This is a genomic window from Erythrobacter ramosus (assembly GCF_009828055.1).
In the GTDB taxonomy this organism is placed as follows: Bacteria; Pseudomonadota; Alphaproteobacteria; order Sphingomonadales; family Sphingomonadaceae; genus Erythrobacter; species Erythrobacter ramosus.
The window spans coordinates 264,454-290,976 of the sequence record NZ_WTYB01000002.1 but is presented as its reverse complement, the minus strand read 5'-3'; the positions used below and the strand labels follow the sequence as shown (position 1 = coordinate 290,976).

The 26,523-nt window shown below is 63.2% G+C and carries 26 protein-coding genes and 1 tRNA gene; 9 read left to right on the top strand and 18 right to left on the bottom strand.

Features of this window, described 5'->3' with window-relative positions; all coding sequences use genetic code 11:
* Positions 1 to 10 precede the first annotated feature (10 nt).
* From GRI59_RS08045 to aspS, 11 genes are all read right to left on the bottom strand, one after another.
* Positions 11 to 784: a sulfite exporter TauE/SafE family protein gene (locus tag GRI59_RS08045; protein ID WP_160760702.1), complete on the bottom strand. Its 774-nt coding sequence runs from the start codon at positions 782 to 784 to the stop codon at positions 11 to 13.
* A gap of 28 nt (positions 785 to 812) precedes the next feature.
* Positions 813 to 3,254, bottom strand: coding sequence for a TonB-dependent receptor (locus GRI59_RS08040; RefSeq protein ID WP_160760701.1), 2,442 nt, complete (start codon positions 3,252 to 3,254; stop codon positions 813 to 815).
* An 87-nt stretch (positions 3,255 to 3,341) separates the two neighbouring features.
* Positions 3,342 to 3,509, bottom strand: a complete 168-nt coding sequence (locus GRI59_RS08035; RefSeq protein ID WP_160760700.1) for a YezD family protein — start codon at positions 3,507 to 3,509, stop codon at positions 3,342 to 3,344.
* Positions 3,510 to 3,652: 143 nt separating this feature from the next.
* Complete coding sequence (locus GRI59_RS08030) at positions 3,653 to 4,093, bottom strand: RrF2 family transcriptional regulator (protein ID WP_160760699.1); 441 nt, start codon at positions 4,091 to 4,093, stop codon at positions 3,653 to 3,655.
* Between the two features lie 221 nt (positions 4,094 to 4,314).
* A tRNA-Met gene (locus GRI59_RS08025) sits at positions 4,315 to 4,391 on the bottom strand.
* Positions 4,392 to 4,505: 114 nt separating this feature from the next.
* The gene (locus GRI59_RS08020; protein ID WP_160760698.1) at positions 4,506 to 5,036 is read right to left on the bottom strand and encodes a 2'-5' RNA ligase family protein; all 531 of its coding nucleotides are present in this window, start codon (positions 5,034 to 5,036) and stop codon (positions 4,506 to 4,508) included.
* Between the two features lie 57 nt (positions 5,037 to 5,093).
* Positions 5,094 to 6,050 (bottom strand): endolytic transglycosylase MltG, encoded by a 957-nt coding sequence (gene mltG, locus GRI59_RS08015; RefSeq protein WP_160760697.1) that lies wholly within the window; start codon positions 6,048 to 6,050, stop codon positions 5,094 to 5,096.
* 10 nt (positions 6,051 to 6,060) lie between these two features.
* Entirely contained in the window at positions 6,061 to 7,320 is a 1,260-nt protein-coding gene (fabF, locus tag GRI59_RS08010) for a beta-ketoacyl-ACP synthase II (RefSeq protein ID WP_160760696.1), read from the bottom strand.
* A gap of 179 nt (positions 7,321 to 7,499) precedes the next feature.
* Positions 7,500 to 7,736 carry an acyl carrier protein gene (locus GRI59_RS08005; protein WP_017666217.1) on the bottom strand — a complete coding sequence of 79 codons (237 nt, stop codon included), beginning with the start codon at positions 7,734 to 7,736 and terminating at the stop codon, positions 7,500 to 7,502.
* Positions 7,737 to 7,817: 81 nt separating this feature from the next.
* Positions 7,818 to 8,801, bottom strand: coding sequence for a hypothetical protein (locus GRI59_RS08000; protein ID WP_160760695.1), 984 nt, complete (start codon positions 8,799 to 8,801; stop codon positions 7,818 to 7,820).
* A gap of 76 nt (positions 8,802 to 8,877) precedes the next feature.
* Complete coding sequence (gene aspS, locus GRI59_RS07995) at positions 8,878 to 10,668, bottom strand: aspartate--tRNA ligase (RefSeq protein ID WP_160760694.1); 1,791 nt, start codon at positions 10,666 to 10,668, stop codon at positions 8,878 to 8,880.
* A gap of 256 nt (positions 10,669 to 10,924) precedes the next feature.
* On the opposite strand from aspS, the gene rnd reads away from it, so the two are divergent.
* The gene (rnd, locus tag GRI59_RS07990) at positions 10,925 to 12,163 is read left to right on the top strand and encodes a ribonuclease D (protein ID WP_237440747.1); all 1,239 of its coding nucleotides are present in this window, start codon (positions 10,925 to 10,927) and stop codon (positions 12,161 to 12,163) included.
* 9 nt (positions 12,164 to 12,172) lie between these two features.
* A complete protein-coding gene (locus GRI59_RS07985) occupies positions 12,173 to 13,069 on the top strand; it encodes a hydrogen peroxide-inducible genes activator (RefSeq protein WP_160760693.1) in 897 nt (298 codons plus the stop codon).
* Between the two features lie 105 nt (positions 13,070 to 13,174).
* Here the strand turns inward: GRI59_RS07985 and GRI59_RS07980 are convergent, their stop codons facing one another.
* Together GRI59_RS07980 and pgsA are read right to left on the bottom strand one after the other, a co-directional pair.
* On the bottom strand, positions 13,175 to 13,480 hold the full coding sequence (locus GRI59_RS07980; RefSeq protein ID WP_160760692.1) for a hypothetical protein: 306 nt from the start codon (positions 13,478 to 13,480) through the stop codon (positions 13,175 to 13,177).
* A 110-nt stretch (positions 13,481 to 13,590) separates the two neighbouring features.
* Positions 13,591 to 14,199 (bottom strand): CDP-diacylglycerol--glycerol-3-phosphate 3-phosphatidyltransferase, encoded by a 609-nt coding sequence (gene pgsA / locus GRI59_RS07975; RefSeq protein WP_160760691.1) that lies wholly within the window; start codon positions 14,197 to 14,199, stop codon positions 13,591 to 13,593.
* 163 nt (positions 14,200 to 14,362) lie between these two features.
* On the opposite strand from pgsA, the gene GRI59_RS07970 reads away from it, so the two are divergent.
* Complete coding sequence (locus tag GRI59_RS07970) at positions 14,363 to 15,688, top strand: MFS transporter (RefSeq protein ID WP_160760690.1); 1,326 nt, start codon at positions 14,363 to 14,365, stop codon at positions 15,686 to 15,688.
* Here GRI59_RS07970 and GRI59_RS07965 read toward each other — a convergent pair.
* Complete coding sequence (locus GRI59_RS07965; RefSeq protein WP_160760689.1) at positions 15,681 to 15,872, bottom strand: hypothetical protein; 192 nt, start codon at positions 15,870 to 15,872, stop codon at positions 15,681 to 15,683. The two genes, GRI59_RS07970 and GRI59_RS07965, sit on opposite strands and share 8 nt — an antisense overlap.
* A 178-nt stretch (positions 15,873 to 16,050) precedes the next feature.
* Here GRI59_RS07965 and GRI59_RS07960 point away from each other — a divergent pair, with 178 nt between their 5' ends.
* Positions 16,051 to 17,757, top strand: a complete 1,707-nt coding sequence (locus tag GRI59_RS07960; protein ID WP_160760688.1) for a thiamine pyrophosphate-binding protein — start codon at positions 16,051 to 16,053, stop codon at positions 17,755 to 17,757.
* A 58-nt stretch (positions 17,758 to 17,815) separates the two neighbouring features.
* Here the strand turns inward: GRI59_RS07960 and GRI59_RS07955 are convergent, their stop codons facing one another.
* Together GRI59_RS07955 and GRI59_RS07950 are read right to left on the bottom strand one after the other, a co-directional pair.
* On the bottom strand, positions 17,816 to 17,986 hold the full coding sequence (locus tag GRI59_RS07955; RefSeq protein WP_160760687.1) for a CsbD family protein: 171 nt from the start codon (positions 17,984 to 17,986) through the stop codon (positions 17,816 to 17,818).
* 128 nt (positions 17,987 to 18,114) lie between these two features.
* Entirely contained in the window at positions 18,115 to 18,522 is a 408-nt protein-coding gene (locus GRI59_RS07950; RefSeq protein ID WP_160760686.1) for an EVE domain-containing protein, read from the bottom strand.
* A 181-nt stretch (positions 18,523 to 18,703) separates the two neighbouring features.
* On the opposite strand from GRI59_RS07950, the gene GRI59_RS07945 reads away from it, so the two are divergent.
* From GRI59_RS07945 to GRI59_RS07925, 5 genes are all read left to right on the top strand, one after another.
* Positions 18,704 to 20,365 (top strand): putative bifunctional diguanylate cyclase/phosphodiesterase, encoded by a 1,662-nt coding sequence (locus GRI59_RS07945; RefSeq protein WP_160760685.1) that lies wholly within the window; start codon positions 18,704 to 18,706, stop codon positions 20,363 to 20,365.
* Positions 20,366 to 20,456: 91 nt separating this feature from the next.
* Positions 20,457 to 21,260 (top strand): diaminopimelate epimerase, encoded by an 804-nt coding sequence (dapF, locus tag GRI59_RS07940; protein ID WP_202390979.1) that lies wholly within the window; start codon positions 20,457 to 20,459, stop codon positions 21,258 to 21,260.
* Positions 21,257 to 22,432, top strand: a complete 1,176-nt coding sequence (locus GRI59_RS07935; RefSeq protein WP_160760683.1) for a MiaB/RimO family radical SAM methylthiotransferase — start codon at positions 21,257 to 21,259, stop codon at positions 22,430 to 22,432. The genes dapF and GRI59_RS07935 overlap by 4 nt, the downstream gene beginning before the upstream one ends.
* The gene (ftsY, locus tag GRI59_RS07930; RefSeq protein WP_160760682.1) at positions 22,429 to 23,352 is read left to right on the top strand and encodes a signal recognition particle-docking protein FtsY; all 924 of its coding nucleotides are present in this window, start codon (positions 22,429 to 22,431) and stop codon (positions 23,350 to 23,352) included. The genes GRI59_RS07935 and ftsY overlap by 4 nt, the downstream gene beginning before the upstream one ends.
* The gene (locus GRI59_RS07925; protein ID WP_160760681.1) at positions 23,352 to 24,002 is read left to right on the top strand and encodes an inner membrane-spanning protein YciB; all 651 of its coding nucleotides are present in this window, start codon (positions 23,352 to 23,354) and stop codon (positions 24,000 to 24,002) included. The genes ftsY and GRI59_RS07925 overlap by 1 nt, the downstream gene beginning before the upstream one ends.
* Here the strand turns inward: GRI59_RS07925 and GRI59_RS07920 are convergent, their stop codons facing one another.
* Both GRI59_RS07920 and GRI59_RS07915 read right to left on the bottom strand, forming a co-directional pair.
* Positions 24,003 to 24,374, bottom strand: coding sequence for a VOC family protein (locus tag GRI59_RS07920; protein ID WP_160760680.1), 372 nt, complete (start codon positions 24,372 to 24,374; stop codon positions 24,003 to 24,005).
* A gap of 107 nt (positions 24,375 to 24,481) precedes the next feature.
* Positions 24,482 to 26,425 carry a potassium transporter Kup gene (locus tag GRI59_RS07915; RefSeq protein ID WP_160760679.1) on the bottom strand — a complete coding sequence of 648 codons (1,944 nt, stop codon included), beginning with the start codon at positions 26,423 to 26,425 and terminating at the stop codon, positions 24,482 to 24,484.
* Positions 26,426 to 26,523: the final 98 nt, after the last annotated feature.

Below are 26,523 nucleotides of genomic sequence, written 5' to 3'. Positions count from 1 at the left end.
TCCCAAGGGCCTAGATGATCGGCCATGCCTTGATGATGCTGTAGCTGCTGGTCACGATCAGCACCACTGCCACCGCCAGCAGCAGCGTGCGCGGCTGAACGCGGTTGGCAAGGATCGCACCGAACGGCGCGGCGATCACACCGCCGATGATCAGGCCGACGGTAATGGTCGTAAAGGCAGCAAAGCCGAGCGTAGCGATGAAGGCGATCGAGATCGACAAGGTCAGCAGGAACTCGGCAGAATTGACCGTGCCGATGATCTTCCTCGGATCCCCGCCCTGGATCAGCAGGTTGGAGGTGACCACCGGTCCCCAGCCGCCTCCCCCTGCCGCATCGAGGAACCCGCCTGCCAGCGCCAGTGGCCGGGTGTAGCGCGGATCCTCGAACCGAGGCTTCGACATACGGACCGCGCGCCACAGCAGATAGAACCCGATGCCCGTCAGATAGAGCATCACGAAGGGCCGCGCCGCCGAAGCATCGATGCTCGACAACAGATAGGCGCCGCTTACCCCGCCCAGCACGCCGAACGGGACCAGCCGCCAGAACAGCCCCCAATCGACATTGCGGTGCCAGATATGGCTCGCCCCCGATGCCCCGGTGGTGAACAGCTCGACGATGTGAACGCTCGCCGACGCCGTGGCAGCCGGCACCCCCAAGGCGCTCACCAGCAGGGTCTGGGTGATGACCCCGAAGGCCATGCCCAGCGCTCCGTCGATCATCTGCGCGGCCATGCCGATGGCGATGAACGGCGCGATGTCGATCAGGATCGAGGTGATGTCAGGCATGAGGCGGTCCTCTCTGCACGTGGCAGGGCTAGAAGGTGATGGCGGCGGTCGCACCCCAGGTGCGCGGGTCGCCCGGAAGCCCTGCGATCAGCCCGGTGTTGCCCGGGCCGACGAAGAGTTGCTCGAAGTAGTTTTCATCAAACGCATTCCTGACCCACGCAAACAGGTTGAACCCGTCATCCGAGCGGAAACCAATACGGAAGTTGGACAGGTGGTAGCCTTCGATATTGGTGAAGGCCGATGGCGACGGGTTGGAGGAAAAGCCCGAACGGTAGGAGCCGTCATAGCCGAGATAGACATCGCCCGGTTTGCCGAGGAATTCGGTCGGCAGATTGCCCACCGCCCCGAAGGAGAACGCCCACTTCGATACGCCGGGTAGGCGTTGGCCTGAGATATCGCAATTGGCCGGGCTGATCCCGCCGGGGGTGCTCGGTGCGGACGGGGTTTGGCCGGCGGCGGCGGTTGTGCCGCCTGACAATTCGGGCGGGCACGGCGCATCGGTGAAGCGGACGTATTTGGCGTCGGTGTAAGCGCCGCTGGCATAGGCGGTAAAACGCTGGCTGGGGCGGATGGAGAAATCGGCCTCTACCCCCTGCGAGCGCACCTTGTCCGCATTGGCGAGGAACCCGCGCAGCACCCCGAATTGGCCATTGTTCACAGTCGCCTGATAGTCGCTGATCTCTGTGCGAAAAGCGGCGAGGTTCAGTGTCGCCTTGCGATCCCAGAACTGGCTTTTCAGACCAAGCTCGAAGTGATCGACTGTTTCGGGCCGGATCGTGCCCGCCGCCGCAATCGGCTGGCCATTGGCGTCGGTCGGCAACCCGTTCTGGTTGATCCCGATGGTCTTGAAGCTCTTGGCATAGGTGCCGTAGGCCAGCACATCTGGCGCGAGTTCATAGCTGAGCGTCAGGTCGTAAGTAAGGTTCCAGTCGGTATCCTCGGGCGCGCTCACCTGCGGCTGGAACACTCCCAGCTGCGCGCGGCTGCGGGCGTCGGTCTCGGTGCCGAGCAATTCCGTGCCTGTGCCGGTGAACACGCGGCGCTGATAGAAGCCCTTCTTCTTGTCGTAATTCACCCGCGCGCCCGGTTGGATTGTGAAGGCGTCGGTGACCTTCCAGCTGACCTGCCCAAACAGCGCCAAGCTGGTGCTTTCAAGGAACTGGGTGTTGCGCGCCGTCAGTCCGTTGAGCACGCTTGGATCGTTCGAGAGCGCATTATTGGGCGCAATGTTCCAGCGGCTTGCGGCAAGGCCTTGGGCCTCTGTCCCCTGCGTATCGATGCGCTGGTCGAAGGCGAAGGCGCCGAGCACGAAGTCAAACTTGTCGCCAGTGTAAGCGTACCGGAACTCTTGCGTATACTGGTTCTGCTGCGAAGGGTTCTGCGACAGCGAGACAATCGGCAGGCCGGTGAAGTCGCGGTCATTCTCGGGCTTCCAGTCCCAGTAACGCCATGCCGTCACTGAAGTGAAGGTGCCCGGCCCGATGTCCCACACTGCTCTGAGCGACGCGCCTGCGATGACGTTGCCAGCATTCAGCTGTGAATCGAGATCGGTCAGGCGATCGAACGAATTGGTGCTTGGCGGCGCATAGTTCTGCGCGGCGGCCAGCGCGGCGAACTGGCGGTTGAGCGGGCGTTGGGTCGTGCCGGTGCGCACGAACACCGAACCGCAGCAATTGGCGTCCTGCTTGTTGTAGTCACCCACCAGCGTGATCTTGAGATTATCGGCCGCCTCCCACAGCATCTGCGCACGCACTCCGAGGTTATCGAGGCTTTGGATATCCTGCCCGGTTACGACATTGCGGATCGTGCCCCGCCGCGAGGTGCCTGAAAAGGCGACCCGGGCAGCGACGTTCTCCGACAACGGACCCGACACCGCGAGCCGTGCCTGGCGGAACTCGTAATTGCCAAGGCTGATTTCGGCCCGGCCTTCGAAAACGAAGCTCGGCTGGTTGGTGGTGATGTTGATCGCGCCTGCGGTGGTGTTCTTGCCGTAGAGCGTCCCTTGCGGCCCGCGCAGCACTTCGATCTGCGCGACATCGAGGAAGTCGAACGTGGCCGAGGCGACGCGTGAGTAATAGACATCATCGACATAGATGCCGACGCCCTGTTCGAACCCGTCGCTGGTCAGACCGAACGGCACGCCCAGCCCGCGGATATTCACCGCCGTGTTACGCGGGTTCGACGAATAGAACTGCAACGTGGGGGCCAACTGCTGGAGCCGGTTGACGTTGAACGCCCCGGTCTCGTCGAGCTGGCGGGCATCAATCACCGACACGGCGAGCGGGATATCCTGCGCGCTTTCGGAGCGGCGGCGGGCGGTGACGATGATGTCATTGCTGTTCGGCTCCTCGGCGGTGTCGGCGGCTTCGGCAGGCGCTTGATCCTGTGCGAAGGCGGTAGAAGGGGCGGAGAGCAGCGCGGTCAGGCCTGCGCCGAGCAGCAGAGTGCTGCGGGTGGAAAACGGATACATGGTCTCGCCTTTGCAAGCGGGTATGCATCCGGTGGGCCGGTCTGCTGGTCCCTGTTGATGTGTGGTGGGGTCGGGTCACGGTGCCGATCAATCGGTCAGCCGCTTCCTTTCGGTCACGTCGATCTGCATGACTTTGCCGTCATGCACGGTCAGCTGGATCGCGCCGTAGCGCAAATGCCCGAGCGCCTCGCTAACCAGCGCCAGCGCGTCCGGCAGAATGCCGGCTGCGCCAGATTGTTTTTCGTCACGGTCCATAAGCGGGCCTTTCGTTACGCGGACTCAATCCGCAACGAAGCAATTAAACTCAAGTGTTTCACTTGACAATAGGGTGGCACGGCAGATTTTCTGTCAGGCGATGAAAGGTGGGCTTTGTGCGCCAGGGCGAATGGAGGGGACGGTCAGGCCTCGTCGCCGATAAAGGCTGGCACCGGCATGATGGGATCGGACAGACGGATACCATCGAGGATTTGCGCCGTCCGGTCGCGCACATCGAGCAACAACGCGCGCGTGCGGCACTCCCCTTCCTCCAGGCAGTTCTTGCACTTTTCATGAGCATAGCGACTGGCGCAGGGCACCAGCGCAAGAGACCCGCGCATATGCCGGATAAGATCGCCATAGGTGATATCAACCGGCGGGATCGCCAGCCAGTAGCCTCCGTCGCGCCCGCGCTGGGATTCAACAAGGCCCGCGCGGGTCAGTTCCGACAGGATGACGGTGAGAAACTTCGCGGGGATATTCTGCGTGTCGGCAATCGCAGCCAGTTGCACCGGCCCCTCGCCAAAGTGATCAGCAAGGTGCTGCATCGCGCGGATTGCATAGCGGGTCTTTTGGGACAGCATCGCGCATTGTCTATCTGACAAGTAGGCAAAACGGTCAAGCCACCCCGCATCGCAGACTTGCGCCCATTGAACGCAATGGGGCCGATTTCAGATTGAAGGGTTCAGGATAGCAAACCTCAAGCAGCCGTCAGTCGAGGCCCGCGCACGATAATACCGTCCAATTGCCGCCGAGAAAGCCTAACGCAGACATTTATGATCGGACCGATTCTGACGATATTACGTGGTAGCGGAGGAGGGACTCGAACCCCCGACACGCGGATTATGATTCCGCTGCTCTAACCGGCTGAGCTACTCCGCCCCATGGGCATCCGGCGGTGTTTCGCAGCCGGATTCGGCACCGGGTGTCGGCCCGGGCGAGGCGGGCACTTAGGGCGGGTGCGTTGCGGGGTCAAGCCCTGTTGGCGCGCTTGGCTCAGAGCCGTTCGCGGCCCCGGAAAGCGCAAGTCTTGACCTGCTCCCACGGGCCGCCGCGATAGTGCCACAGCTCCAGCGCCGGAAAGGCGAAACGCCCCTTGGCGATCCATGAGGCAAGGTCGGGCGCAAGCGCCGCCTGAAGCGCCCGCGCCTCGCCCTTGGTGACCTTGTTCTGGATCGTGATGTGCGGGCGCGGCTCGTAAAGATCCTGAGACGTCAGGCTGCCGTGGAAATGCTCTGCAATCAGCGCGCGCAGATCAAGCAGCTGCGGTGCTTCCAATGCGATGGCGGTGCCCTTGCCCAGATCCATCACGCCCTTCACCGCACCCTCGGGAGCAGCGAATTCGCGAGCCACCTTGGGCAGGAAATCGCGCAGTTCCTCCAGCAGCGATGGCGCGAAGGCATGGAACAGGGTCACGTGGGCGTGGAGGTGGTTCTTTTCTGCCGGATAATGCGCCCGCCGCAGCCCTTCGGCAAAGCCTGCCAGATCGGGCGGCAGGGCAGCGGTCAGGATGAAGGGATTGGGCACCGGGCGGGTGTGCGGCGATAGCGATCCCGGATCAAGTCCGGGATTACGGGTGGGATGTCACATCTCGCCCCGTTGGCGGCGGATGGCGTACCACTTGGCAACGTTGGCATTGTGTTCAGCGAGAGTACTGGCGAACCAATGCCCGCCCGTCCCGTCGGCGACCATGAACAGCGCAGCCGTTTTCTCGGGGTTCAACACCGCCGCGATGCTGGCGCGGCCCGGGTTGGTGATCGGACCTTCAGGAAGCCCGGTTCGGGTGTAGGTGTTGTAGCCATTGACCGCACTGATCTCGGACTGCTTGATCCTGCGCCCGAGCGGCTTGCCCTTGGTAATGGGATAGATAATCGTCGGATCGGCTTGCAATTTCATGCCAGTGCTCACCCGGTTGGAATAGAGCCCCGCCACCATGCGGCGTTCTTCGGGCTTGCCGGTTTCCTTCTCGACGATCGACGCGAGGGTCAGCGCATCACGCATCGTGTCCACGGCGATGCCGGGCGCGCGTTTGCCCCATTCTTCGGCCAGCGCCTTGTCCATGGCGGCCTGCATCTGCTCGACAAGGGCTTTCCGGGACTGGCCGCGTTCGAAGGCGTAGGTATCGGGCAGGATCGAACCTTCGGGCGGCACGTCGACCTCGCCTGTGAGCAGGTCCTCGGCCATCAACCGTTCCCAGACGAGGATCGAGGGCATGCCTTCGGGGATCGTCACGAAGCGGCGGATCACATCGCCCGATTGAAACGCGGCGAGGATGTCACTCTGGCTCATGTCCGGGGTCAACAGGAACTCGCCCGCCTGAATCGGGGTGTCCGAACCAAAGATGCGCGCTTGCAGGACAAAGCCCGAAGCCGAGGAGATCAGCCCCTCGGCTTCCAGCTTGTCCGCGACCGACGCCACCGAAGCGCCTGCGGGGATGGTGAAGCTGGTCTCCTTGGGGATCGTCGCCGAACCCAGAAAGACCCACGCCAGCACCACGGCTGCAAGGATGGCCCCGAGGCCCGCCAGGGCAAGCCGCAGCATCCTCACCGGATCAGTCGACCTTTTGCATAATGATCGAAGCGTTGGTGCCGCCAAAGCCGAAGCTGTTGTTCAGCACGGCGCGCACTTCACGCTTCTTCGCCACTAGAGGCACGAGGTCGATCCCTTCGGTGCCTTCGTCGGGATCATGCAGGTTCAAGGTCGGCGGCACGATCCCGTCACGCATCGCCAGGATGCAGAAGATCGCTTCGACCGCGCCCGCGCCGCCCAGCAAATGGCCGATGGCAGACTTGGTCGAGGACATCGAAGCCCCTCCCAGCCCTTCGCCCAGCACGCGCTTGATCGCAGCAAGTTCGATGGTGTCGGCCATAGTCGAAGTGCCGTGGGCGTTGATGTAATCGATATCGCCCGGTCCGAGACCCGCCTTCTTCAGCGCCATCCGCATCGCCAATTCCGCGCCCTTGCCTTCCGGGTGCGGGGCGGTGACGTGATAGGCATCGCCCGACAAGCCATAGCCGGTGACTTCGGCATAGATCTTCGCGCCGCGCGCCTTGGCCCGCTCGTATTCCTCAAGCACGATCACGCCCGCGCCCTCACCCATGACGAAGCCGTCACGATTGCGATCATAGGGACGGCTCGCCTCGGTCGGGCGGTCGTTCATGCTCATGTTGAGCGCACGCGCCTGCGCGAAGCCGGCGATACCGAGCGGATTGATGGTGCTTTCCGCCCCGCCCGCCAGCATGACGTCGGCATCGTCTGCCATGATCATCCGCGCCGCATCACCAATCGAGTGCGCGCCGGTGGAGCAGGCGGTCACGACGGCGTGGTTCGGACCCATGAAGCCGTACTTGATCTGCACCTGACCGGTGATGAGGTTGATCAACCGCCCGTGTACGAAGTGCGGGCTAACACGCGACGGCCCACGTTCGTGGAGATTGACGCTCTCGATTTCGATCCCCGGCAATCCGCCGATGCCCGAACCGATCGAGCAGCCGGTGCGCTCCTTTTCGGCCTGCGTCATGTCGGTAAGGCCAGCGTCTTCGAGCGCCTGGCCAGCCGCATCAATGCCGTAGATGATGAAGGGATCGACCTGACGCTGGACTTTGTGATCCACGCGCTTGTCAGGGTCGAAGCCCCAGGGATGATCCTTGCCCTTCACCTCGCAGGCGATGGTGCACTTCTGGTTCGAGGCATCGAACCGGGTGATCTGGCCCGCCCCGCTCTTCCCCGCAATCAGGTTCGCCCATGTCGTTTCGACATCGGCTCCAAGCGGGGTGACGAGACCAAGCCCGGTAACAACCACACGGCGCATTCGCGTTCTCCGATAAAGGGGCCGGCTTGCAAAAAGGCAACAGGCCCAACCCGCCTAGGGCTGAGCCTGTCTAAGCCCTGATCCGCGCTCCGGCAAATGTGTTGCCGGACAAATGCCCCGCCTTTTGCCGAACGGGCAAGCTGCTGGCAGGCGCGGACACCGGGGCGTCCTTGCGGGTGTTAGCCCTTGTGCTCTTCGATGTACTTGGTCGCGTCGCCGACGGTGGTGATCTTCTCGGCCGCATCGTCGGGGATTTCGACACCGAATTCCTCTTCGAAGGCCATCACCAGTTCGACGATGTCGAGGCTGTCTGCACCGAGATCATCGATGAAGCTCGCATCCTGAGTGACCTTGTCAGCTTCCACGCCGAGATGCTCGACGACAATCTTGGCCACCCGGTCGGCAGTATCGCTCATGGTATTCCCTCTTGAACTGGGGTTAGAATAAGTCGCCCCGCCCTAATGAACGGCGCGGACAAGCGCAAGTGGGGATGACAGTCAGCGTGACAGCGCGTCTTCATGCAATTGACGCTGGGCCTTGGCGCGCAGACGCGAAGCAATGCGGGCAAGGCCCTCGCGCGGTTCTGCCTTGCGCGGGCTGATCGCCAGCGCCTCATCGTAAAGCTGGGTTGCTGCCTCCAACTCGCCCAGACGTTCCATGCACAGGCTGATATTGAACAAGATGGAGACGCTGCTGGGGTTATTAGCCCTCAGGTCCCCGAAAACGGCGCAGGCCTCGGACACATCGGTCTTGGTCAAACGCAAGGCGGTGCGGAAGATGGCCTGATCCGGTTTGGTCACGCCATCGCGGCTTTCAAGAACGCGGATTTCCTCGTCCCGGAATTCGGGAGCGAGATCGCGGCGCACGGCGTTGGCAAAACCGCGTGCCAGTTCCTCAACCATCGAATCGACCGAAGGCGACCCGTCTTCGTCCTTGCAGAAGCGTCGGCTGGTGGTGAGCACGTCGCCCTTGGCATAGAGCAGTTCGCCTTCGCGTGAGACCAGCCGCAGTTCGGGGCGCAGCGTCACGTTGCGGGCGCGGCAGGGCACGTTGATCTTCTTCTTTTCCGAGCACTTGCCGCGATCATCCCTGGTGACGCATTCCTCCACCTCCTTGGTGCCGCTGTCGGTGTCGCGCCATTCGACATCGGCGATACCGCGCATCACCGCGTCCGCGCCGCCGCGATAGGCGGCCGGATCGGCATCGCGGTCATAGGTATAGGTGGAGCCGCGTGGGGGCTCGGCGAAGGTGAGATCGAACCACGGGCGGCCCTCGATAACCGCGCCGCGCAGCGCCGTGTCGATCGCAAAGGCGAGCCGTTCGCCGCCCCTCCCGGCAAAGCCCGCAATCGCAATTGATCGCGCGCGGGATGGCGCATCAGTCCCTGCCGCATAGATCCCTGCGACAGGGATCGTCTCGGCGCGCAACGGGGCGCTGCCGAGGCCTGCAAGAATTCCTCCGACCAACAACCATGCCCGCATCAAGCGCTCCCCCTTTGCTGTATCCCAGCGGGGGTTTTGCAGCCTTTGCCTTGGCAAACAACCGCGAAGTAAGGCGTCAGGTTGCCGGCTTCGCCTGCGGTTCAACCACGCGAAGGTGCAGTTCCCGCAAGGATCGCGGCTCGGCCGGGCTCGGCGCGCCCATCAGCAGATCTTCGGCACGCTGGTTCATCGGGAAGAGCGAGATTTCGCGCAGGTTCTTCGCGCCGCACAGCAGCATCACGATCCGGTCAACGCCAGCGGCCATGCCCCCGTGCGGCGGCGCGCCGTATTGGAACGCGCGGTACATCCCGCCGAAGCGCTCCTCAACATCCGCCTTCGTCAGGCCGGTGACCTCGAACGCCTTCACCATCGTTTCCGGCATATGGTTGCGGATCGACCCGGAGGCGATTTCGAAACCGTTGCAGACCAGATCGTACTGGAACGCCTTAATCGTCAGCGGGTCTTGCCCATTCAGCGCATCGATCCCACCCTGCGGCATCGAGAAGGGGTTGTGGCTGAAATCGACCTTTTTCTCGTCGTCGTTCCATTCGTAGAACGGGAAATCGACAATCCAGCACAGCGCAAAGCGGCTTTCGTCAATCAGGCCCAATTCCTCGCCCACGCGGATGCGCGCGGCGCCCGCCAGCTTGGCAGCGTCGGCATCCTTGCCCGCAGCGAAGAACAGTCCGTCATTCTCGCCAAGGCCAAGCTCGGCATAAAGTTCGGCCATGCGCTCAGCGCCGTGGTTCTTCGCGATCGGGCCGCCGAATTCCCCGCCCTTGCGGGTGACATAGCCGAGGCCCGCGTAACCTTCCTTGCGCGCCCAGTCGTTCATGTCGTCGAAGAATTTGCGGCTCTTTTCATGCGTGGCAGGCGCGGGGATCACGCGGACGACACCGCCGCCGCCGACGATCTTTTCAAACAGGCCGAAGCCTGACTGCGTGAAGTGCGCCGAAACATCGCTGATGATCAGCGGGTTGCGCAGATCGGGCTTGTCGCTGCCGTACTTGAGGATCGCCTCGTCATAAGGAATGCGCGGGAACTCGCCCGCCGGGGTCACGGCCTTGTCGCCCGCAAACGCCGCGAAGGTGCCCTGAATGACGGGCTCCATCGTTTCCCACACCTCTTCCTGGGTGACGAAGCTCATTTCGAGATCGAGCTGATAGAACTCGCCCGGCAGCCGATCTGCGCGCGGGTCTTCGTCGCGGAAGCAGGGGGCGATCTGGAAATAGCGATCAAAGCCCGCGACCATCAGCAGCTGCTTGTACTGCTGCGGCGCCTGAGGGAGCGCATAGAACTTGCCGGCATGGATGCGGCTCGGCACGAGGAAGTCGCGCGCGCCTTCGGGCGAGGACGCCGTCAGGATCGGAGTCGAGAACTCGTTGAAGCCCACCGCGCCCATCCGCTGGCGCATATCAGCGATCACCGCCACGCGGGTCATGATGTTCTTGTGCAACGTCTCGCGGCGCAGATCGAGGAACCGGTACTTGAGGCGGATATCCTCAGGGTAAGGTTGTTCGTCGGCCACGGGCAAAGGTAGTTCTTCCGCGGTGCTCAGCACGGTGATGTGCCGCGCATAAACCTCAACCTCACCCGTCGCGAGGCGCGGGTTCACCGTCTCGGCCGAGCGCGCCTTGACGTTACCTTCGATGGTGATGACCGATTCCACGCGGAGCCGGTCCAGCACCGCCAGCGCGGGCGAATCTGCATCGGCGACAATCTGGGTGATGCCGTAATGATCGCGCAGATCGACAAACAGCAACCCGCCGAAATCGCGCTTGCGATGCACCCAGCCCGACAGGCGGACGGTCTCGCCGACATGAGCGGAGGTAAGCTGTGCGCAGGTATGCGTGCGATAGGGGTGCATTTTTTTGACTGTCCGACACTGTAAGGATTGCGAAGGCGCGCCTCTAAGCGAGCGGGCGGCACAAATCCAGTAGGGGATGCACAAGCGAACCCGACCGGCCATGGGCGCCGCGATCTGTGGGCATCACGGCCCTGCATCTAAACTCTTTTCCATTTTGACTGTATCAGAGTAAGCGCGCTGCGGGTTTGGCAGCGTTCACAGTGATGGGGCACGGCCCCGAGGGCGGCACTCCGCTCGCTAACCGCGAAAAGATGACATGAAAATCCATCCGCTGATTACCACAACCGAGGCTCTCTCCGACCTCTGCACCCGCCTCGCCAAGTCCGAATTCGTGGCGGTCGACACCGAATTCATGCGCGAGAACACCTATTGGCCCGAACTGTGCCTCGTGCAGATCGCCAATACCGAAGAAGCGGCCGCGATCGATCCGATGGCGCCGGGCATTGATCTGAAACCGCTTCTCGATCTGATGTGCGGCAATGAAGACGTGCTCAAGGTCTTCCACGCCGGGTCGCAGGATGTCGAGATCATCGTCAACCTGACGCAGCGGACCCCGCATCCGATCTTCGACACCCAGATCGCGATGATGGCAATCAGCCAGTCGGAACAGATCGGCTATGCCAACTTGGTCGAAACCTGGATGGGCCTCACCATCGACAAGGGTGCGCGCTTTACTGATTGGAGCCGCCGCCCGCTCAGCGACCGCCAGATCGAATATGCCATCGGCGACGTGACGCACCTTGCCACGATCTTCCCGCGCATCCTTAAAAAGCTGATCAAGACCGGGCGCGGGCTGTGGCTGGATGCGGAGATGGAAAAGCTCGCCGATCCGTCGAACTACATTACCGATCCGGGTCAGGCGTGGAAACGCATCCGCCAGCCGGGTCGCAATCCGCTGGTGCTCGGCCGGATGAAGGCGCTCGCCGGATGGCGCGAGAGCGAGGCGCAGCACAAGAACATCCCGCGCGGCCGGATCATGCGTGACGAAACCCTTGCCGACATCGCTAGCCACCCGCCCAAGACGCAGGCCGATCTGGCCAAGGTGCGCGGACTTTCGGCGGCGTGGCGCGACAATGACATCGGCAAGCGGTTGATGAAGATCCTTGCCGACGCCGAGCCCCTGCCCAAGGACGAGATGCCCGAAAAGATCAAGCAGGGTGCCCCGCTCGGCAAGGAAGGCGCGTTGGTGGCCGATCTGCTCAAACTGCTGCTGAAGATCCGCGCCCGCGAAATCGACGTCGCCCCGCGCCTGCTCACCCGCGCTGACGAGATGGAAGCGCTGGCCGCCGGCGCGCGCGATCTGCCGGTGTTGCAAGGCTGGCGCTTCGAAGTGTTCGGCAAGGACGCGCTCGATCTGGTCGAAGGCAAGCTGGCCTTCGCGGTGGAGCGCGGGAAGCTGAAGATGACGCATATCGACGATGTGGTGGTGGTCGCGACTGAGCTTGAGCCCGCCGCTGAGCACGAAGGCGATCCCGATACGCTGGCGGCGGAGTAGCGCGCGCCAGTGTCCACCTACCTCCCCACCATCAAGCAGCTGCAATATCTCGTAGCGCTTCATGAACACGGGCATTTCGGCAAAGCCGCCGATGCCAGCTTCGTGTCGCAATCGACGCTGTCGGCGGGCCTCCGCGAGCTGGAATCGCTCCTTGGTGTGACGCTGGTCGAACGTTCGCGCCGCGTGGTGCGCTTCACCGCGCTGGGCGAACAGGTGGTGGCCAAAGCCAACCGCTTGCTGCGCGAAGCTGAGGAACTGGCCGATTTGGTGCAGGCCTCGGGCAAGCCGCTCTCGGGCGAGCTGCGGATGAGCGTGATCCCGACCATCGCCCCCTTCCTGCTGCCCCGAATGCTCCCGCGCCTCAAGCGCGAGCGGCCCGACCTTAAGCTGCTGCTGCGCGAGGAGACGAGCCACGACGCGCTAGAGTCGCTCAATCACGGGCGAGTCGATTGCGTGCTGCTGGCCCTGCCCTTCGACACCGGCGATGCGGCGATTGCCCATATTTCCGACGACCGCCTGTTTATCGCCTTTCCGAAGGACGATCCGCGCGATCCGCCTGCCAGCATCAAACCTGACATGATCGATCAGGGCCGCTTGCTGCTGCTGGAGGATGGGCACTGCCTCCGCGACCATGCTCTGGCGGCGTGCAACCGCGCCGAACTGCGCGCGAGCGCGGCAATGATCGGCACAAGCCTGCACACGCTCGTACAACTGGTCGACAACGACCTCGGTTTGACCATGCTACCGGAGATGGCGCTGAAGGCGGGCATTCTCGCTGGGACGCAAGTGGTCGCGCGGCCCGTCGACAGCCCTACCGCCAAGCGCGAGATTGTGCTCGCCTGGCGCAAGAACTCCCCGCGCGAAAGCGATTTCCAACTGCTGGCCGAGGAACTGCGCGCCGGTTGAAACCATTGATTTGGCGGATATCTGGAATTGTGGGGCGAGCAGATGCTCGGCGATGTTCAGGACAATGTGCTTGCGATCATCAAGCAGCATGCCGAGCGCTGCGCCTTACCACTCGGTCAGCGCTAGGCTCATCAGGAAGCTGGCGCCGAGCGCCACGCGCACCCGGCGCGGGGGCAGCGCGAAACGTATCCGCAAACGCGAAGGCGCGCGCAGCGCCACTTCCCTCACATCGTAATCGTCGAGCATCATCAGCCCACCGATCTCGTGCCGCTCGAGTTCGCTGACGAGGTGATGGACATCCTCGGCCAGCAATTCGGCATCGCCGATCAGCGCGGAGGCGCGGGTATAGTTACCTTGCTCGAGCGCGTCGCGCGCCTCTTGCTGAAGCCTCCTCGCCTCATTGGCGAGCAAGCGGGCGTAATCCTTTGCTGAGGGTAACCCCTGCCTCTCCATTCAATAGGTTGTAATCCAAAGCGCGGTGTCACTGCCACCGGAAAATTTGCTAGCCCGGATCAGGCGTCTCAATCCATATGCTTGAGGCCGACCCGCAGGTAATCCCATCCCGTCACGCAGGTCAGCACTGCGGCAGTCCACAGACTGACCAGCCCGATCAGATGCACCCAGCTTTCGGCGATCGTGCCGCAGCCTTCAAACACCGACTGACACGGCTGCCCATGCACAGCCCCGCCAAGGATCAGCGCGCCCAACGACACAAGCTGGAAGGTTGTCTTCCACTTGGCGAGCCTGGAGACCGGCATCGAGACCTGAAGCCCGCCCAGAAATTCGCGCAGGCCCGACACCGCAATCTCGCGCACCAGAATGACCAGCCCGGCGATCACATGGACATCGCCCGCATAAGGCCCGCGCAGATATCCTTGCGCGGTCAGCACCAGAATGACCGCGGCCACCATGATCTTGTCCGCAATCGGATCAAGGAAGGTGCCCATCTTCGACACCGTACCCTGCGCGCGCGCAAGGTAGCCATCAAGGTAATCCGTCAGCGCAATGATGCAGTACAGCCCGAAGCCGATCAGATATCCTAGCCGCCATTCCGGCCACCATAGGAAGAACGCCAGCAGTGGCACCGCAAAGATGCGCGAGAGCGTGAGGATATTGGGAAGGCTCGACATGGTTGATCCCCGCTCTAGCGCGGCAAGACCCGCTGCAAAACCCCTCGTCCCGACTTCCCCCACATTGATGCGGTCAGGGACGCGCTACCCTTGCGCTCTTGTGAAAGCCTGTACGCCCGCTATGTCGCGGTAACTCACAGGGAAGCGCCAGCGTAATCATCGCATGACCACATCGACACACCTGATGCGCCAGCGGCGATTTTTGCCGCTGTTCCTGACCCAGTTGCTCAATGCATTGAACGACAATCTCTACAAGAACGCGATGGTGCTGTTCGTGGTCTATCAGGTCTACGATTCGCCTGAGATGGAGACGCTGATCAGCGGCGTGGCCACGGCGCTGTTCGTGCTGCCCTTTGTGCTGTTCTCGGCCACTGCGGGCCAGCTCGCCGATATGCGCGACAAGACCAAGATCATCCGCTGGATCAAGTTTGCGGAAATCCTCATCATGTCGGTCGGTGCCACGGGGCTGCTGCTGGCGGCCAAGGGCGTGCAGATCGAAAGCCTCGCGATTCCGCTGATGTTCGTGGCGTTGTTTGCGATGGGGGTTCACTCGACCTTCTTCGGCCCGATCAAATACGCGATCCTGCCGCAGCACCTCCACAAGGATGAGGTGCTGGCGGGCACCGGTCTGGTTGAGGCTGGCACTTACGTCGCGATCCTCGTCGGCATGATGCTCGGCGGCGCGATGCCGATCATGTATTCCATTGTTGGCGTGATCGTGATCGCGCTGATCGGCTATGTCACCTGCCGCTGGGTGCCGCCAGCGCCTGCGCAGAGCGACGAAAACACAGTCGACTGGAACCCGATCCGCGCCTCGAAATCATTGATAGCCTTCTCGATGGGCAACCTCGAACTGCGCTATTCAGTGTTGGCGATCAGCTACTTCTGGGCGATTGCCGCGATCCTTTCGGTGCAGTTCATCCCGCTCGCCAAGAACGTGCTACTGGCGGACAAGCAGGTCGCAGCAGTGTTGCTGGTGGCGTTCTCGGCCGGGATCGCGATTGGTTCGGTGTCGATCAATGCACTGCTTAAAGGCGATATCTCGGCGCGATATTCGGCGCGCTCGGTGTTGGTGCTGGGTGTGCTGCTGATCGCCTTTTACGGTGTGTGTCGGATGTGGAACCTCCAGCCGCAAGGCGAGCTGTTCACCGTGTGGGAATTTCTCGCCCAGCCGCTTGCGCTCGTGCTGACGTTCAATCTGCTGCTGATTGCGGTGGCGGGCGGGATGTTCGTGGTGCCGCTTTATGCCTTCCTCACCACGCGGGTCGACAAGTCGGAGGCCTCCCGCTCGGTTGCGGCCAACAACTTCATTTCTTCGATCTTCATGGTGATCGGCGCAGGGGTTGCCGGTGCGCTCGGGTTCTTCGGTATCCCGCTTGAGGAGCAGCTGTTGCTGAGCCTGATCCTGTGCGTGTTCTCGGCGCAGCTTGCGCGCAAGTTGCACGCCACTGAAGCGCTGCGAGACGCCGAAGTCGAATCCCTTAGATGATAAAGGCGAAAATCGCGAGCGTCGTGGCCACGTAGGTGCTGGCGACGCCGCGCACATCCGCCATGGTGAGCCGCCACAAAGCCTCGGCCGGGATCGGGATGAGATCGCGCTTCACATGCGGCGGCAGGCTCGCCCGGAACCAGTGGCGGGCGGTCTCGTCAGTGAGAACCAGGCTGCGGCGCATTTACGACTCTCCCTTGGCAGGAAGACCAGCTTTAAGACTTTCTTTACCATTGCAAACAGCTTGCGATGAGGCTGTCGCAAGCTGGGACAGGCTGTGATGGGGGCAATCGGGGTTCGGCGGATTTGCACCGCTTCGCCCACGCCGGTAGAGGCCGCAAAAGACGACGGGAGACTTTTCGATGCCTGATTCCACGCGCGCCGAAGCCACCAGAAGCGCGGCCGCCCTGCTGGTCGATTGCCTTGCCGTGCAGGGCTGCGAGCGGATCTTCACCGTGCCCGGCGAAAGCTTCCTCGCCGTGCTGGATGCCCTGCCCGACCGGCCCGAGATCGACGTCGTCACCTGCCGACAGGAAGGCGGGGTCACGTTCATGGCCTGCGCGGATGGGGCGATGCAGGCAGCAGGATCAGGCCGCCCCGGCGTCGCCTTTGTCACCCGCGGGCCGGGTGCGACCAATGCCAGCATCGGCGTCCACGTGGCGCATCAGGACTCGCAGCCGATGATCCTGTTCGTGGGCGATGTTGCACGCGGAATGCAGGGGCGCGAAGGCTTTCAGGAAGTCGATTTCACCGCCTTCTTCTCTCCGATCTGCAAATGGGCCGCGCGGATCGATGATCCCGCGCGCATCCCCGAATACATCGCCCGCGCCTATTCCGTCGCCATCAATGGGCGGCCCGGCCCGGTGGTGCTCGCCCTGCCCGAAGACATGCTGGTGGAGCAGGTGCCCACATCGCTCCAGCCCCGCCCCTTCGTGACCCGCACCGCGCAGGCCGCCTGCCCCGATGCGATGCAGGCTCTGTTCGATCTGATCGCCGACGCAGCGAGCCCCATCGCGATCATCGGCGGCGCGGGTTGGAACGCCAAGGCGCGGGAATACTTCCAGCAATTCGCCGAACGGATCGGACTTCCCGTAGCGACCGCCTTCCGCCGTCAGGACGCGATTGCGCCCGATAGCCCGGTCTATGCCGGAAACCTCGGCTACGGACCCGGCCCCCGGCTGGTCGAACGAGTCAAGAGCGCCGACCTCATCATCGCTGTCGGCGCGCGTTTGGGGGAGGCGACCACGGATGGTTACGAAGTCCCCACGCTCGAGCATCCCGGGCAACTGCTGGTCCACATCCACCCCGACCCGGAGGAGTTGGGCCGGGTCTATCGCACCGATCTCGCGCTTTGCTGTTCAGTGGATGAATTCGCCGAGTGTGCCGCGCTGTGGGAGGACGCCGGGATCATCCCGTTCGACGCGGGCGGTGAAGCACACCGCGAATGGCTCGATTGGTCAACGCCCCAGCCCTCCGACGCGACCATCGATCTGGCCGCCTGCGTCTCAGCGATGCGCGCCGCGCTTCCGGCGGACACGATCATCTGCAACGGCGCGGGCAATTTCGCCGGGTGGTGGCACCGCTACTGGCGCTATGCCGCCTATCCCGGCCAGCTCGCCCCGACCTGCGGCGCGATGGGTTACGGCGTGCCTGCCGCCGTCGCTGCCGCATTGCGGTTTCCGGAGCGTACCGTGGTCGCTGTCGCGGGGGACGGCGACTTCATGATGAACGGTCAGGAACTCGCCACCGCCGCGCAATATGGCGCGAACATGATCGTGGTGGTGGTCGATAACGGCGCTTACGGCACGATCCGGATGCATCAGGAGCGCGAATATCCCGGCCGCGTTTCGGCGACTCAGCTTTCCAATCCCGATTTCGCAATGCTCGGCGCAGCCTATGGCGCATGGAGCACGCGGGCCGAGACGACGGCGGACTTCATCGCCGCGCTCGATGACGCCAAGGCCCGCAGCGGCATCCGCCTGATCCACGCCGTGACCGATCTGAACCGGATCGCCGCCAGCGGTGCGACCATCACCGGCCTGCGCGCGAGAGCCAAAGCCACCGCCTGAAACGAAAAGGCCGCCCCGAACGGAGCGGCCTTTCCTGCTTTTCAGCGCTGACGCGTGGTCAGATCTTGTCGCCGAGTGCGCCCTTGATTGAGCCCTTGACCTTGTCGGCCTTGCCTTCAAGCTTCTGGGCCGTACCTTCGGCACGTGTCTCGGGATTGTTGGAATGCTGCTTGGCTTCGCCAATGATTTCCTTGGCCGTACCCTTCGCCTTGTCCGTGAATTCACCCATGATAGTCTCCTAGGTTAAGCCAATGACTTTATTGGCTTTTCAAGAGACTTACGGTTGCCAGAGATGTTCGTTCCGGCAGCCGGGGCAAGTGGTGGCACGAGCGCGGCAGCCCGATTGCAACCGCTGATTTAGCCCTTCGCCATCTCGCAGATTACCTGCCATTCGACCGGGGTCACGCCGCACACTGACAGGCGCGATTGGCGGATCAACTGCATCTCGGCCAGCCGTGGCTCAGCCTTGATCGCCACCAGGGTGACGGGATGGGCGAGCTTTTCTTTGGCCTTCACCTTCACCGCCGCCCACTTGCCCGTCTCGTCCGTCGGATCGGTGATCCCGGCAACGCTGACGGTGCAGATGCCGACCACCTCCAGCCCTTCGCGCGAGTGGTAGAAAAACGCCTCGTCCCCGACCTGCATCGCGGCAAGATTGTTGCGCGCCTGATAGTTGCGCACCCCATCCCACGTCCCCTCGCCCTCGGCGACAAGATCGTCCCAGCTGTACTTGAACGGTTCGGATTTCATCAGCCAATAGGCCATGCTGGCAGCGCGCTCCCTTGCTCAAACAGCGCCCACGTAGCCCGCACACCCCCGTCTCGCCAAGCCCCGATCCACAGTGAGCGAGTTAACCCGTTCTTTAGTGCAATCTGCGATGAATCACATGAAGGCACCTTTGGCGTGCCTGCCAATCCACGTGCACTGGACGATTAAGGCAACGATTTTGAAAAATCACGAGCCCAACAACCCACTGCAAGCAGCCGAGCGTGATATCATCGCGCTGGGAATTGCCGTGGCAGCGATCATCATGCTGGTGGGAACCGGCGGAACGGTGCTGCCCAAGGTCATGGACGCACTGTTTGGCAATGGTGCGCGTCCGGATGTTCTGTTGGTCAATGCCCTGCTGCTGAACATCGCGCTGATCATCTTCGGCTGGCGGCGTTACCGCGAACTCACCCGCGAAATCGAAGAGCGCCGTCGGGCCGAAGCCCGTGCGCAATTGCTGGCGGCCACCGATCCGCTAACCCAGTGCCTCAACCGCCGCAGTATGCTCGAAGCAACCGAGGAGCTGCGGTCGCGCGCGGCAGTTCGCGGTGAAGCTGTCGCCTATTGCATGATGGATCTCGACAACTTCAAGCAGATCAACGACATGCACGGCCACCCGGTGGGCGATGCGGTGCTCGTGATGTTGAGCGAGCGGGTGCGCGGAATACTCCCGCGTGACGCGCGGCTGGCGCGGCTCGGCGGGGACGAATTCGCCTTCGTGATGCCCTACCCCGCAGGCCACGCCGACCGGGTCGACGATTTGGTCATCCGTCTGTTCGAAAGCCTCGCCCAGCCCTTCCGCCTGCCAACAATCACGGTCGAGTTGACCTTGTCGATCGGGCTTGCCGCCGATCACGATGCGGACGGCACGATCGGCCTAGTGGTCGATGCCGGCACCCTGATGCAGCGCGCCGACATGGCGCTTTACCATGCCAAAAAGCAGGGCCGGAACCGCTACTTCTGGTTCGAGCCGAGCATGGAAAGCGAGATGCGCTTCCGCAACCAACTCGAAACCGGCATCCGCCGGGGCCTCGCGCGCGGCGAGTTCGTGCCGTTCTACGAACAGCAGGTCGATGTCGAAAGCGGTGCGCTGGTCGGGTTCGAGATGCTCGCGCGCTGGCGCTCGCCGCAACTTGGCGTGATCAGCCCCGACATCTTCGTGCCCATCGCCGAGGAAATCGGCCTCATCAACGAAATGTCCGAACGCCTTATGGAACAGGCCTTCGCCGATGCGCGCGAATGGGATGACAGTCTGACCCTGTCGATCAACATCTCGCCGGTGCAGCTGCGCGATCCGTGGTTTGCGCAGCGCCTGCTGAAAAAGCTGGTCGCCGCAGGCTTCCCCCCGCAGCGGCTCGAAATCGAGATCACCGAAAGCTGTCTGCACGAGAACATCGGCCTGGTGCGCTCGATGATCATGAGTCTGCGCAATCAGGGCGTGCAGATCAGCCTCGACGATTTCGGCACGGGCTATTCCAGCCTTGAACAGCTGCGCAACCTGCCGTTCGACCGGATCAAGATCGACCGCAGCTTTGTCAGCGAATTGCGCGAACCGGGCAGCCGTTCGCGGATAGTCGAAGCGATCATCTCACTCGGCCGCGGGCTTGATCTGCCGCTGACGGCGGAAGGTGTGGAGGACGAACAGATCCTTCAGGCATTGAAATCAATGGGCCGGTTGAAGGCGCAGGGCTATCTCTATGGCCTGCCCGAAGATGCCGAAGCAGTGCGCGCGCGGCTAAAGGCGGCGGGCAAGCTGACCGGCGTTTCCGACCAAGCACCGTCGCTGCCACGCACCGGCACGGAAGACGGCCCAACCCTCTACCGCATCGCCCGGCCCTGAGATTGCGCCCCCCGCCCGCGGGCAGGACTGGACGTGGACTGCCTGCGTGCATAGATGCGCAGCCGTGACGCAGACGATTGCCTTCATCAAGATGCACGGGCTGGGCAACGACTTCGTCGTGCTCGACGCACGGCTGACGCCGCTGCCGCAGATGACGCCGCATATCGCACGCGCGCTGGGTGACCGGCGCACCGGGATCGGCTTCGATCAGCTGGTGCTGCTGGAGCCGAGCGAGACACAAGCGTTTCGGATGCGGATTTTCAATTCCGATGGCAGCGAGGTCGAGGCCTGCGGCAATGCCGCGCGGGCGGTGGCGCTGCTGCATAGCGAGCCCGCAGTCATCGAGACTGGCGGCGGGCCGATTGCGCTCGAACCGCTCGACGGCGGCGCACGAGTCGACATGGGGGCGCCGCGCTTCGACTGGGACGCGATCCCGCTGGCCTATCCGATGGACACCGTCACCATGCCGGTGGCGTGGGAGAACCTTGAAGCGCCGATGGCGGTCAATGTCGGCAATCCGCATGTGATCTTTTTTGTGGATGATGCCGATGCCGTGCCGCTGGAAACGCTTGGCCCGGTGATCGAGCATGACCCGCTGTTTCCCGAGCGGGTGAACGTCAATGTAGCGAGCCTCGCCGGGTCAGATCACCTGAAGCTGCGGGTGTGGGAACGCGGTGCCGGGCTGACCCGTGCTTGCGGCACTGGGGCCTGTGCGACAGCGGTCGCGGCGATCCGGCGCGGGTTGGTGGCGAGTCCGGTGCGTGTGACGCTGCCTGGCGGCGATCTGGTGATTGCCTGGGCGCCGGGCGGCACGATCCTGATGAGCGGCCCTGCGGCAGAAAGCTATCGCGGCACCTTCGACTGGGATGATTACGCCGCGGGAGCCGGAGCTTGAACGCTCCGCAAATTATCTCGCTCGGCTGCCGCATGAACATTGCTGAAAGCGAGCGAATGCGCGCGATGCTTGCGGGCGAAACCAATCTGGTGGTGGTCAATTCCTGCGCGGTAACGGGTGAGGCGCTCAGCCAGACCCGCAAGGCAATCCGCCGCGCTCGGCGCGATCATCCTGGGGCACGGCTGGTGGTGACCGGCTGCGCGGCTGAGATCGACCGCGCTGCGATTGGGGCGATGGACGAGGTTGATGGGCTGGTGGCGAACGCGGCCAAGCTTGATCCGAGGGCGTGGAATATCGCCGCTGATGCACCGCCGGTTGCCCCGGCGCGGACCCGCGCTTTCGTCGCCGTGCAGAACGGCTGCGACCATGCCTGCACCTTCTGCGTGATCCCGCAGGGGCGCGGGGTGAGCCGTTCGTTGAGCGTGGCGGACGTGCTGCGCGAGGTCGAAGCGCATCTAACTGCGGGAGCCAAGGAGGTTGTGCTCACCGGGGTCGATCTGACCTCATGGGGGCATGATTTGCCGGACGAGCCGCGCCTTGGCACGCTGGTCGAAGCGATTCTTGCATCCTTCCCCGGCCTCCCCCGCCTGCGCCTGTCCTCGGTCGACGGGATCGAAATTGACGCAGGGTTGTTCGACCTGCTCGCCTACGAACCCCGGGTGATGCCGCACCTGCACCTCAGTTTGCAGCACGGCGCCGACCTGATCCTAAAACGGATGAAGCGCCGCCATCTGCGCCGCGATGCAGTGGAACTGGCCCAGCGCCTCAAAGCGCTCCGGCCAGATATCGCCATAGGGGCTGACCTCATCGCCGGCTTCCCGACCGAAACGCATGCGCACCACGACGAAAACCTCGGCATCATCGACGAGCTCGACATCGTCCACGCCCACATCTTCCCTTACTCGGCCCGCCCCGGCACCCCCGCCGCGCGGATGCCGCAAGTGCCGCGCGATGTGGTGAAAGCTCGCGCTGCCGACCTGCGCGCCCGCGCCGCCGCGCGCCGGGCGGTCTGGCTCGACAGCCTTGTGGGCGAAACGCTCCCCGTCCTCGCCGAACGCGATAGCACGGGCTATGCCCCCAACTATGCCCGCGTCGCGCTGCCTGCCGGGACAGCAGCGGGTGACATTATCAAAGTGAATGTGCGCGAGGTCAGGGAGGGCCTGCTCGGATGAGTGAAACCAGCTGGAGCCAGCGCCTGTTCGGCGGCTTCGCCAAGACATCGGAGCGCCTGACCGCCAACCTTGCCGGGGTAGGCGGGAGTGCGAAGCTTGACGACGCTACGCTCGACGAGGTCGAGGATGCGCTGATCATGTCCGACCTCGGCCCTGCTGCGGCGGCGCGCATCCGTGCGCGCCTTTCCGACAAGCGCTTCGGGCTGGAGATCACCACCCGCGAGCTGAAGGAAGCCGTGGCCGAGGAAATCGCCGCGATCCTGCGCCCCGTCGCCAAGCCGCTAGAAATCACCGCCTTCCCGCGCCCGCAGGTGATCCTTGTGATCGGCGTGAACGGCAGCGGCAAGACCACCACCATCGCCAAACTCGCCCACCTGTTTCAGGAGGATGATTACGGCGTGCTGCTGGCAGCGGGCGACACTTTCCGCGCGGCGGCCATCGGGCAGCTCGCCACGTGGGCGGGCAGGATCGGGGTTGATCTGGTGCGCGGGCCTGAAGGCGGCGATCCGGCGGCGATTGTGTTCGATGCGGTCAAGCAGGCGACCGACACCGGGATCGATGCGCTGATTGTCGACACGGCAGGTCGCCTCCAGAACAAAAAGGAGCTGATGGAGGAGCTGGCGAAAATCCGCCGCGTCCTCGGCCGGTTGAACCCCGAAGCGCCGCATGATGTGGTGCTGGTGCTCGATGCCACAAACGGCCAGAATGCCCTCGCCCAGATCGACGTGTTCAAGGAAGTCGCGGGCGTCACCGGCCTCATCATGACTAAGCTCGATGGCACCGCGCGCGGCGGCGTGCTGGTCGCGGCGGCGGAGCAATATGGTCTCCCCATCCACGCCATCGGCGTCGGCGAGAAGATGGAAGACCTGCGCCCGTTCGACCCAGATCTGGTCGCCCGCGTGATTGCCGGAGTGGCGTGATGAGCGACAACGAGACCAAGAAGGCCGCCTCCAGCTGGCTCAACGTCGCGGTCGATTACGGCCCGCTGGTGGTGTTCCTCGGCGTCTATCGCTGGAGCGCGCCCGATAAGGTGAGTGCAACGGGCGAACTCGGCGCGATCATCAATGGCACTGGCGCTTTCATGGTCGCGGCCGTCATCGCCCTGCTGGTATCGAAATGGCGGCTGGGCAAAGTGTCGCCGATGCTATGGTTTTCGACCGCGCTGATCGTCGGGTTCGGAAGTCTGACGATCTTCTTCGGCGACCCCACTTTCGTGCAAATCAAGCCGACGATCATCTATGCGAGCTTCGGCGCGGTGCTGCTGGCCGGGTATGTTGCCGGGCGGGCGATGCTCAAGATCCTGCTCGAAGCCGCCTTCGAGGGCCTGTCGGACGAAGGCTGGCTCAAGCTGTCGCGCAATTGGGGGGTGTTCTTTGTGGTGCTGGCCGGCCTCAACGAAGTCCTGCGCGCGCAGATGGATTTCGAAGGCTGGCTGTGGGCGAAGCTGTGGGTGTTCCTGCCGCTCACCTTCCTGTTCACCTTCAGCCAGATCCCCATGCTGCTCAAGCACGGGCTGAGCTTTGAGGACCGCGACGAGCCGTTGAAGGACGAGCCGCCGACGGGGGGCTGATCAGGGTTTGACTTGCGACAAGGCAATCCGGTTGCCCTCGCTATCCTCGATTTCGGCGACGAAGCCCACCTCGCCGATATCCTTTTTGGGATAGAGCACCTTCGATCCGCGCGCCGTCGCCCGCGCGAGCACTGCGTCGATATCTGGTACATCGAAGTAGATCACTGGCCCGTCTTGCGACGGGCGATAGACGTCGCCCTTGGCCAATGCCCCGCTTGCGCCCGGAGCATCGCCTGCGCGCGGGAAAAACGCCATATCGTAGCCGTCGACGTCTGCGCGGGTCAGCTGGTAACTGAACACGTCTTCGTAAAAGGCGATGGCCCGGTCCAAGTCGGTGACGGGGATTTCGAAATGAAAGACCGGGTTCGTCATCGCTGCCTGCTCCTTGCTGGGCACCTGCGCTTCGTCAGCTACCTCTGGCGCACATGCCGCCGCCATGAGGGAGAGCGGTACAAGGGCGAGAGCGACCACGCGCAAGGTCAGATTTCCACCTGACTCCCCAGCTCCACCACCCGGTTGGTCGGTAGCCGGAAGAACTCCATCGCGCTCGCCGCGTTGCGCAGCATCCAGGCGAACAGCTTTTCGCGCCAGATCGCCATACCCGGCTTGGCCGATGCGAGCAGGGTTTGCCGTGACAGGAAGAAGCTGGTGTGCATCATGTCGAATGGCGCGCCGCACAGGTCGAGCGTGCGCAGCAGCGCGGGCACATCGGTTTCTTCAAGGAAGCCGCAGCGGATCGTGACCCGGTAGAAGCCATTGCCCAGATCCTTGCACGAATAGCGTTCGATCGATTCGAGATAGGGCACATCCTGCACCGCCACGGTCAGGATCAGGATGCGTTCGTGCAGCACCTTGTTATGCTTGATATTGTGCAGTAGCGCCGAAGGCACGCCCGTATTGGTCGAGGCCATAAACACAGCCGTTCCTGCGACGCGGGTGGCGCTGTTCTGCGCGCTCTTGGCGAAAATCTCGATCGGCAGCGCGCTTTCGGACATGCTCGCCCGCATCAGCTCACGCCCGCGCGACCAGGTGGTGAGCAGGGTGAAGATCACGAAGCCGATCAGCAGCGGAACCCAGCCGCCCTGCGGCACCTTGATCAGGTTCGCGCCGAAATAGGCGACGTCGACGATCAGGAAGGCTGCGACCAGCGGAAGCGCCTTCCACACCGGCCAGCGCCACAGCGAGAACAGGACGGCTGCCAGCAGCAGCGTGTCGATGAACATCGCCCCGGTCACCGCGATGCCATAGGCTGCGGCAAGGTTGGTCGAAGACTGGAAGAACAGCACCAGCAGGATCACCATCACCATCAGACCCCAGTTGATCGTAGGGATGTAGATCTGCCCCGCAGCTGAAGCGCTGGTGTGGCGGATTTCCATGCGAGGGATGAAGCCGAGCTGGATCGCTTGCTGGGTCAGACTGAAGGCACCCGAAATGACCGCCTGGCTGGCAATGATCGTGGCAAGCAGCGCGAGGATGATCACCGGCACGCGAACAAGGTCAGGGATCATCAGGAAGAACGGATCCTTGACGAGCGCAGCCGCAGCCGCCGGCGAACTTGCCGAAAGGATCATTGCGCCCTGCCCCATGTAATTGAGCATCAGCGCCGGAAACACGAAGGTCAGCCAGGACAGCCCGATTGGCTTGCGCCCGAAATGGCCCATGTCGGCATAGAGCGCTTCGGCCCCGGTCACCGCCAGCACTACGCTGCCCAGGGCGATGAAGGCGGTAAATCCATCCGCCTGGAAGAACCGCAGCGCATTGATGGGGTTGATCGTTTCCAGAATGATCGCAGGGTTGGCGGACAGATGCATCACACCCAGCGTCGCCAGCATTCCGAAATAGGTCAGCATGATCGGGCCGAACAGCTTGCCGACCTTGCCCGACCCGCGCGATTGGATCGCGAACAGACCAAACAGGATCGCCACCGCCGTCGGCACGATCCACGGTTTGAAGCCGGGAACGATGTATTGAAGACCCTCGGTCGCGGACAGCACCGAGATCGCCGGGGTGATCATGCTGTCGCCGTAGAACAGCGCGGTGGCAAATACTCCGAGCAGGATCAAGGGCGCGGTCCACCGGCGATTGTCCGAAGCGCGCCGAATCAGCGCCAACAAGGCTAGGCTGCCGCCCTCGCCCTTGTTGTCTGCGCGCATGATGGTGAGCACATATTTGACCGTAACCACCATCATCATCGACCAGAACACGAGGCTCAGCACACCGTGGATATGCTCGGCGTCGGGGGTGATCCCGATTGCGCCATGATGCGCGGCGAAGGTCTCGCGAAAGGCATAAAGCGGACTCGTGCCGATGTCGCCGAACACCACGCCGACAGCGCCGACCGCAAGGGTCAGCGTCGACGCGCTGTGCCCGTGGCCTTGGGCGGTTGCGGCGGCAGGTTCGTCAGTATTGGCTATGCTGCTCATCTTGATTGGATTTCCCGTATCCCGCGGTACTGCCCATCCTGCCGGAACCATTCAGGCCGATGAGGCAGCGCGCCTAGCACTGCCCATTCGCACCTGCA